General features: G+C 63.2%; 6 protein-coding genes and 2 pseudogenes. 6 read left to right on the top strand and 2 right to left on the bottom strand.

The genetic code is table 11. The features are described 5' to 3' along the window. Positions 1-3: 3 nt before the first annotated feature. The 4 genes from BST40_RS26620 to BST40_RS26605 all read left to right on the top strand — a co-directional run bounded on the left by BST40_RS26620 (position 4) and on the right by BST40_RS26605 (position 5,048). On the top strand, positions 4-1,668 hold the full coding sequence (locus BST40_RS26620) for a PPE family protein (RefSeq protein ID WP_083156292.1): 1,665 nt from the start codon (positions 4-6) through the stop codon (positions 1,666-1,668). Positions 1,669-1,978: 310 nt separating this feature from the next. After that, positions 1,979-3,118, top strand: coding sequence for a hypothetical protein (locus BST40_RS26615; RefSeq protein ID WP_083156289.1), 1,140 nt, complete (start codon positions 1,979-1,981; stop codon positions 3,116-3,118). 2 nt (positions 3,119-3,120) lie between these two features. Continuing rightward, entirely contained in the window at positions 3,121-3,903 is a 783-nt protein-coding gene (locus BST40_RS26610) for an SDR family oxidoreductase (protein ID WP_075549907.1), read from the top strand. Further along, positions 3,903-5,048 (top strand): sulfotransferase family protein, encoded by a 1,146-nt coding sequence (locus BST40_RS26605; protein WP_083156286.1) that lies wholly within the window; start codon positions 3,903-3,905, stop codon positions 5,046-5,048. Before BST40_RS26610 ends, BST40_RS26605 begins: the two co-directional genes overlap by 1 nt. A 14-nt stretch (positions 5,049-5,062) precedes the next feature. Here the strand turns inward: BST40_RS26605 and BST40_RS26600 are convergent, their stop codons facing one another. Beyond that, entirely contained in the window at positions 5,063-5,965 is a 903-nt protein-coding gene (locus BST40_RS26600; RefSeq protein ID WP_075549905.1) for a LysR family transcriptional regulator, read from the bottom strand. A 70-nt stretch (positions 5,966-6,035) separates the two neighbouring features. Beyond that, complete coding sequence (locus BST40_RS26595) at positions 6,036-7,214, bottom strand: CaiB/BaiF CoA transferase family protein (protein ID WP_075549904.1); 1,179 nt, start codon at positions 7,212-7,214, stop codon at positions 6,036-6,038. 272 nt (positions 7,215-7,486) lie between these two features. Between BST40_RS26595 and BST40_RS32110 the strand changes: the two are divergent. Beyond that, positions 7,487-7,714, top strand: a pseudogene (locus BST40_RS32110) (PE family protein); the annotation flags it as partial. A 90-nt stretch (positions 7,715-7,804) separates the two neighbouring features. Next, positions 7,805-7,939, top strand: a pseudogene (locus BST40_RS32105) (hypothetical protein); the annotation flags it as partial. Positions 7,940-8,020: the final 81 nt, after the last annotated feature.

Here is an 8,020-nt window from a genome sequence, read left to right as displayed (position 1 = left end):
GGTATGTTTGGGGGTGCGGGTTCTGCGCCGAGGGTGTCGGCGGCGTCGGCGTTTGGGTCGGTGACCTCGGGGTGGGTGGGTCAGGCGTGGCAGGGGCCGGCGGCGTCGGCGATGGCGGCCGCGGCGGGTCCGTACGCGGGGTTCTTGAGCGCGGCGGCGGCGCAGGCGGCGGGGGCAGCGGCGCAGGCTCAGGCGGTGGTGGGTGCGTTTGAGGCGGCGAAGGCGGCGACGATTCATCCGCTGTTGGTGGCGGCCAATCGGAGTGCGTTTGTGCGGTTGGTGTTGTCGAATTGGTTGGGTTTGAACGCGCCGGCGATTGCGGCTGCTGAGGCCACATATGAGGAGATGTGGGCCGCCGATGTGGCGGCGATGGTGGGCTATCACGGTGGGGCCTCGGCCGCAGCGGCAGCGCTGCCGCCCTGGCTGCAGTGGTTGCAGACGCTGCCCAACCTCGGCATTGGGAATATCGGTAATGCGAATCTGGGTAGCGGAAACACCGGCAAACTCAACTTGGGCAGCGGGAACAAGGGTGACCTCAACGTCGGTGGCGGAAATATCGGTGATCAAAACCTGGGTGGCGGTAATAACGGTGGCCTCAACGTGGGTGGCGGTAACATTGGCAACTCGAATATCGGCAGCGGTAACGGCAGGATCGGTTTTCCGGCCAGTGGGAATGTCGGCAACGGGAACCTAGGTAACTCGAATTTGGGGAGCGGGAACACCGGCAACTTCAATGTCGGGTTCGGAAACACCGGCAACCAGAACGTCGGTGCCGGAAATAGCGGCGCCGTGAACACCGGCGCCGGGAATACCGGCAACAGTAACTGGGGTTTCGGCAATAACGGCAGTGGGAACATCGGTTTTGGGAACACCGGTAACAATAACATCGGGTTCGGATTGGCCGGTAATAATCAGTTCGGTATCGGTGGGTTGAACTCGGGTAGCAATAATATCGGCTTGTTCAATTCGGGGAACGGTAATGTCGGCTTCTTCAACTCCGGGAACGGAAACTTCGGCATCGGCAACTCGAACGACGCAAACGCGGGCATCGGCAACTCGGGCGCCATGCTGGGGGGCTTCCCAGCAGGCCATAACACCGGGTTTGGCAATTCTGGTGGCCTGAACACCGGCTACGGCAACGCCGGCCTGCTGAATACCGGCGCGGAGAATGGTGGCGTGGCGAATTTCGGCTTGTGGAACGGGGGGCAGTTGAACGCCGGCATATTCAACTCGGGACAACTCAACACCGGCAACTTCAATACGGGTTCGCTCAACACCGGAGACTTCAACTCGGGCGCAGTCAACACGGGCTGGGCGAACTCAGGGGACATCAACACCGGCGCCTTCAACGGGGGCTCGCTCAATACCGGCTTCGGCGCTGTGGGCATCGGACCGGGCCCGAACTCGGGCTTCGGCAATACCGGCTTTACCCACTCGGGTTTCTTCAACTCGGGTAGCATCAGCTCGGGCTTCCAGAACGCGGGCATGCAGGTCTCAGGATTCCTCAATACGGCCACTGCGCAGGGCGCGGCGGGAATTGGTAACGGGGGTCAATCCGAAGCAGGTATTGCAAACTCGGGCACCATTAACGTCGGACTCTTCCACACAGGTGCAAGGGTCTCAGGCGCCTTCAATAAAGGATTCCAGCAGTCGGGCTTCGGAAATTGATGTCGCTAACGAGGCAAGCCGATTGACATCGTTGATTCGGCACCCGGGCAGGTTGCAGGTACGTCCATCGCATCCGGCGGGCGCTGACAACACCCCCTAGTCATTGCTATTCCTTGCTATTCGGCGACGCCTACTAGCAAGTGCGACTCCGGCAGCGCCCGTCGTCGGGCATCAACGCGGCCGGCGACCAGCCGATTAAGCCACTGGCCACCCTCGCGGCCGCACAGTGGGGGCCCTCACCGTGGCGCCAGCGCAGCGGCCCGATGTTCGCCATTGACTGAAAATAGGAACACGTTCTAGCGTCGAGGTCGTGTCGTCTAGTCCCGTTTCTGGCCCGCTGACCGAGGCGATCGCCGAAGCCGAGAAGCTGGTGACGGCGGCACCGCACATCGAAACCGAAGCCGACCTGCTGGAGGGGCTGCAGTACCTGGCCGGCTGCGTCGCGGGATGCATGCATCTGGCCTTCGACAATGAACGTGACCATCCGTTCCTACAGTCGGGCACCGGACCGTTCACCAAAATGGGGTTGGACAACCCCGACACCCTCTACTTCGGCACCCGCGTGCAGCCCGACCGCGACTACGTGGTCACCGGCCGGCGCGGGACCACCACCGACCTGAGCTTCCAGGTGCTCGGCGGCGAGTACACCGACGACAACGTGCCGGCCAGCCAGATCGCATTCGACGACCGTGAACTCGACATCGCCCCGGACGGCACCTTCCAGTGGCGGCTGCGCCCGACCAGTCCCGGCCAGCTGGTGATCCGCGAGGTGTACGGCGACTGGTCACAACAACGTGGCACGCTGGCCATCTCGCGGCTGGACACCGCCGGCACCGCGCCACCGCCACTGAGCCGTCAGACCATCGAAAAACGTTATGCGGCAGCGGGAAAGCAACTGTTGAACCGGGTTAAGACCTGGCTGCAATTCCCGCAGTGGTTTTATCTGAACATCCCGGTCAACACCATGGTGCCGCCCCGGCTGACACCGGGGGGCCTGGCCACCCAATACTCGTCGGCCGGTCACTTCGAACTACGGCCGGACCAAGCCCTGGTGATCACCGTGCCGGTGAGCGATGCCCCGTACCTGGGTTTCCAGCTGGGCAGCATGTGGTACATCTCGCTGGACTACATCAACCACCAGACCTCGTTGAACAACAGTCAGGCCCAAGCGGATCCGGACGGCAAGGTGCGCATCGTGGTCGCCGACCAGAATCCCGGCGTGACCAACTGGGTGGAAACGCTCGGCCATCGACGCGGCTTCCTGCAGTTCCGTTGGCAGCGGGTGTCACGGCAGCTCACCGAGGCCGACGGGCCGACGGTCGAAGTGGTGGACTTCGGCGCGATACCGGCCGCGTTGCCGTATCTGGAACACAACAAGGTTTCCGAAGACGACTGGCGCAAGCGAATCGCCCTGCGCCAGCAGCAAATTGCGGCCAGGATGCTGGGGTGACGATGACCGGGATGCTCGAGGGAAAGATCGTCGTCATCAGTGGTGTCGGGCCGGGACTCGGGACCACGCTGGCGCACCGATGCGCGGGCGAGGGGGCCGACCTGGTACTGGCGGCCCGCAGCGCCGACCGCCTCGATGACGTCGCCAAACAGGTTGTCGACAGCGGCCGGCAAGCCATTGCGGTGCGCACCGACATCACCGATGACGACCAAGTCAACAACCTCGTCGACGCCACTCTGGAGGCATACGGCAAGGTCAACGTGCTGATCAACAACGCGTTCCGCGTACCGTCGATGAAGCCGTTGGCGGAAACCAGTTTCGAGCACATCCGCGACGCCATCGAGCTCAGCGCGCTCGGTGCGCTGCGGCTGACCCAGGGCTTCACCCGCGCGCTCGCCGAGACCCACGGCTGCATCGTCAACGTCAACTCTATGGTGTTGCGGCACTCCCAGCCCAAATACGGGGCCTACAAGATGGCCAAGTCAGCGCTGCTCGCGATGTCGCACTCACTGGCCACCGAACTCGGGCCGAAAGGTATTCGCGTCAATTCCGTTGCCCCCGGCTATATCTGGGGTGACACCCTGAAAGGCTACTTCGAACACCAAGCCGGCAAATACGGCACCACGGTGGAACAGATATACCAGGCCACCGCCGCCCACTCCGATCTGCGGCGACTGCCGACCGAGGACGAGGTGGCATCGGCGATTCTCTTCTTGGCCAGCGACCTGTCCAGCGGCATCACCGGACAGACCTTGGACGTCAACTGCGGGGAGTACCACAGCTGATGGGCGATCGCACCGATGTCGGAACCGTCGAGGAACTGCACGCCTCGGCCACGAAGTTGGTCGGGCTCGACGATTTTGGTTCCGACGAGGACAACTACCGCGAGGCTTTGGGCGTGCTGCTGGACTCCTACCGGCGCGACGCCGGCCTTACGGTGTTGGGCAGCAAGATGAATCGCTTCTTTTTGCGGGGCGCGCTGGTGGCCAGATTGCTGTCCGAGGCCGCGTGGAAGCAGCACCCGCAGTACGCCGACGTTCCCATCGAGCGGCCGATCTTCGTCACCGGGCTGGTGCGCACCGGCACTACCGCGTTGCATCGGCTGCTGGGCGCCGACCCGGCCCACCAGGGTCTGCACATGTGGCTGGCCGAGTTCCCGCAGCCACGGCCGCCCCGCGACAGCTGGGAGTCAAACCCGTTGTACCGACAGCTCGACGACCAGTTCACCCGACACCACAAAGAAAATCCCGGGTATACCGGCCTACATTTCATGGCCGCCTACGAACTGGAGGAATGCTGGCAGCTGCTGCGGCAGTCGCTGCATTCGGTGTCCTACGAGACGTTGGCGCATTTGCCGGGCTACGCCTCGTGGCTGTCGCGGCAGGACTGGACGCCGGCATATCGGCGGCACCGCCGCAACCTTCAGCTGATCGGACTCAACGACGTCGAAAAGCGTTGGGTGCTCAAGAATCCCAGCCATCTGTTCGCGCTCGACGCATTGATGGCCAGCTATCCCGACGCGCTGGTGATACAGACTCACCGGCCGGTGGAGACGATCATGGCGTCGATGTGCTCGTTGGCACAACACACTTCTGAGGGGTGGTCGACGGTGTTCGTCGGTCCGCGGATCGGCGCCGACGCAATGGACACCTGGTCGCGCGGGCTGGAGCGGTTCAATACCGCTCGGGCGCAGTATGATCCGGCCCAGTTCTACGATGTCGACTACCGCGACCTGATTGCCGACCCGCTGGGGACGGTGGCCGCCATTTACCGGCATTTCGGGTTGACGCTGACCGATGAGGCCCGACAAGCGATGGCGAAGATTCATGCCGAGAGTCAGACCGGCGAGCGAGCGCCCAGGCACAGTTACTCGCTGGCTGACTACGGTCTGACGGCTGAAGCGGTCAAGGAGCGGTTCGCAGGGCTGTGATTCGGTGATCGTGGCTATGCGTTGAAGTCTTGATCAGGGAGTCCGCAGGACGTGATCGCGGTGTCGCGGAATGCAGCGGCCGATGGCGGCAAGTATCTGTTAGTCATCCATCCGACCGCGATAGGGCGGACCAGTTTCTTGTCGTCGACGGCGATCTCAACGATGTCCGGCGGTGGTGTGGCGGCCTTGGGTAGCACACCGACACCCAACCGCGCTCCGATGAGCCCGCGCAGGGTGGTGATGTCGGTCCCCTCAAAGGCGATGGTGGGTGTTACGTCATGACGCGCGCAAGCGTCGTCGAAAATCCTGCGTAACGTGTGGTTGCGGTCCAGGGCCACAAACGGCTGCCCCGCCAGCTCTTCAAAGCCGATGAGCTCGCGGTGTGCCAGCGGATGCGCGCGATCGACGACGGCATAGAGCTGTTGGGTAAACAGCTTGTGCCACTTGACCCCGGGGGACTCGTCGAAGGTCATGGGGTAGCTCAGGCAGATATCGATGACCCCGGTGGTCAGATCATTGACAAGCGCGGGGCCGGCGCATTGGCGCAGTTCGAATCGCGCCGCCGGATAGTGATCGTGATGGCGGCGGATCAGCCTGGGTACGGTGGCCACACCCAGTGATACGAGGAATCCCAGGGCCACGGTGCCGGCATCGACGCCGGCGAGTTGGCGTACGCCGGCCACGGCCGTCTCGAGGCTGCGTTGCGAAGCGAGGCTGGTCCGCAGGAATGCTTGGCCGAACCGGTTGAGCTCGTTGGCCCGCCCGCGCCGGGTGAACAGTTCGACCCCGATTTCGTGTTCGAGCATGGCGATGGCGCGGCTGACCGCAGATTGTGACACCGCCAGCTTTTCCGCGGCATCGCGCAGCGTGCCGACCTCGGCGACCGTCTGGAAGTAACGCAGCTGGTAGAGCTCCACAACTAGGCATGGTACTTGCGCAATGGACAAGAATTAGCTCGAACGTTCCAACAAACGTTGAGTACGTGCGTCATGTCGGTCGGCATCCCGCTTCGAGCACGGCGAGCCAGGCGCGGATTTCGCTGCTGTGCTCGCCCAACTTTGGCGCCCTGGTTCGATACGTCACCGGTGTGGCGGATAGAGCTATTGGGCTAGCCACCTGCCGGCCGAAACGGCGGTCGCCGTCGGCGGTGGTGCGGATGGGTTGCAATCCGAGTCGTTCGGCGTATACGAAAGCTTGGGCAATGTTGTTGACCGTGCCGGCGGGGACTCCGGCCTGGTTGAGGGCCGCCGTCCAATGGTGGGCCGAGTGTGGCGCCAGCGCACGCGTCACAATCGTGCGTAGCGCTGAACGGTTGTGCACCCGAAGCTCGTTCGTGCGAAAGCGATTATCGCGTGCCATCTGAGGTATGCCCAGGACGTCGCAGAGTTGACCGAACTGCTTGTCGTTGCCCACCGCCAGAACGAGTGTCCCGGCACCGCTCGGGTAGGTGTCGTACGGGGCGATGCTGGCGTGGCCGTTACCCAGTGCGCGTGGAATCGCTTGAGCCAGAACATAACTGGCTGACTGATTCGCCATGCCGGACAGCAGTGCCGACATCAGGTTGATTTCGACGAGCTGGCCAATACCAGATCGGTCGCGCTCGCGTAGCGCCGCCAGGATCCCGACCGTGGCGAACAGTCCGGCCAGCACATCAACGACTGCCAGGCCGACCTTGGTCGGGTTGTCGGAATCAGTACCGGTAACACTCATCAGCCCGCCCAACGCCTGAACCAACAAGTCGTAGCCGGCGAGTTGGCGTCCCGCGGCAGCTCCGAACGCCGAGATGCTGCAATACACCAGTGCAGGGTTGGCCGGGCGAATCGTGGCCTCATCCAAGCCAAAGCGCGCCATGGTGCCGGGCCGGAAATTTTCCACCAGCACATCGGCACGCTCGGCCAGCGTTCTAGCCACCCGGAGGTCGTCGGCGTCACGCAAGTCGAGCACGATGCTGCGCTTATTGCGATTGACGCCGAGGTAGTACGTGCTCTCCTTGTCCACGAATGGCGGCCCCCACGACCGAGTTTCGTCACCACCCGGACGTTCCACCTTCACCACCTCCGCGCCGAGGTCGCCAAGCGTCATCGTGCAATACGGACCGGCGAGCACCCGGGAGAAGTCGGCCACCAACAGTGACGAAAGTGGTTGTGGCGCGGTCTCAGTCAGCATCGGCGCCCCAAAATGTTCCCGGCCGGCGTGGCGTCGTCATGGTCGGTCTCCTGTTCTTGTCTCTTGGAAGGAAACGCTAGGGAAGCCGCTATACTGCGTCTAGTAGAATGTTATGCACTAAAGCTTGCTTTATGCGCAAGTATCTTCCCGCACGCCACGCTTTAGTAATCCGCAACGGTGTGTTCGGAACCTTCTGCTAGATGTCATGTCGGGGGCGAATTAGCGTGTTGGTGTGACCGGGCTCACTTTGATCAGGCTGGCCGGTAAGAGTGATGACGTCGCCATTCGTGCATGTGGCGACTGAGGTCGTGGCAGCCGCGGCTGCCGATCTGGCGGCGATCGGTTCGACGATCGTCGACGCTCACGCGGCCGCAGCGACATCGACAACCGTCATGTTGACCGCGGCCGGTGACGAGGTGTCGATCGCCGTCGCCGCATTGTTGGGCGGCTACGCGCAGGAATTCCACGCTGTTAGCGCATGGGCGACAGTGTCCTATGGACAATTCGTCGAGACACTCAGCGTCGCTGCGCAGGCCTATGCCGGTGCGGAGGTCCGCAACGCGGCATCGTTGCAACAACCGCCCAACGCGATCAATGCCGTCACCCAAGCTTTACTAGGTCGTCGGCTGATTGGCGATGGCGCCGCAGGAGCCCCCGGGACCGGCGCCGACGGCGGACCCGGCGGACTGTTGTACGGCAATGGCGGCGCGGGCGGGTCGGGGGCCCCGGCGCCGGGTTGCGTACCGAATACTCCTGGCGTGAGGGCGACCAACCATCGCGACTGTAACCCCACGGTGAAATTCCAC

This window comes from Mycobacterium persicum (assembly GCF_002086675.1).
Classification (GTDB): domain Bacteria; phylum Actinomycetota; class Actinomycetes; order Mycobacteriales; family Mycobacteriaceae; genus Mycobacterium; species Mycobacterium persicum.
The sequence above is the reverse complement of the archived record's forward strand: the minus strand, read 5'-3'. Positions and strand labels throughout refer to the sequence as shown.

Excerpts from the sequence above, each read along its gene's own strand:
- BST40_RS26620 (WP_083156292.1), top strand. The coding sequence starts at position 4 with ATGTTTGGGGGTGCGGGTTCTGCGCCGAGGGTGTCGGCGGCGTCGGCG.
- BST40_RS26610 (WP_075549907.1), top strand. The coding sequence starts at position 3,121 with ATGACCGGGATGCTCGAGGGAAAGATCGTCGTCATCAGTGGTGTCGGG.
- BST40_RS26605 (WP_083156286.1), top strand. The coding sequence starts at position 3,903 with ATGGGCGATCGCACCGATGTCGGAACCGTCGAGGAACTGCACGCCTCG.
- BST40_RS26595 (WP_075549904.1), bottom strand. The coding sequence starts at position 7,214 with ATGCTGACTGAGACCGCGCCACAACCACTTTCGTCACTGTTGGTGGCC.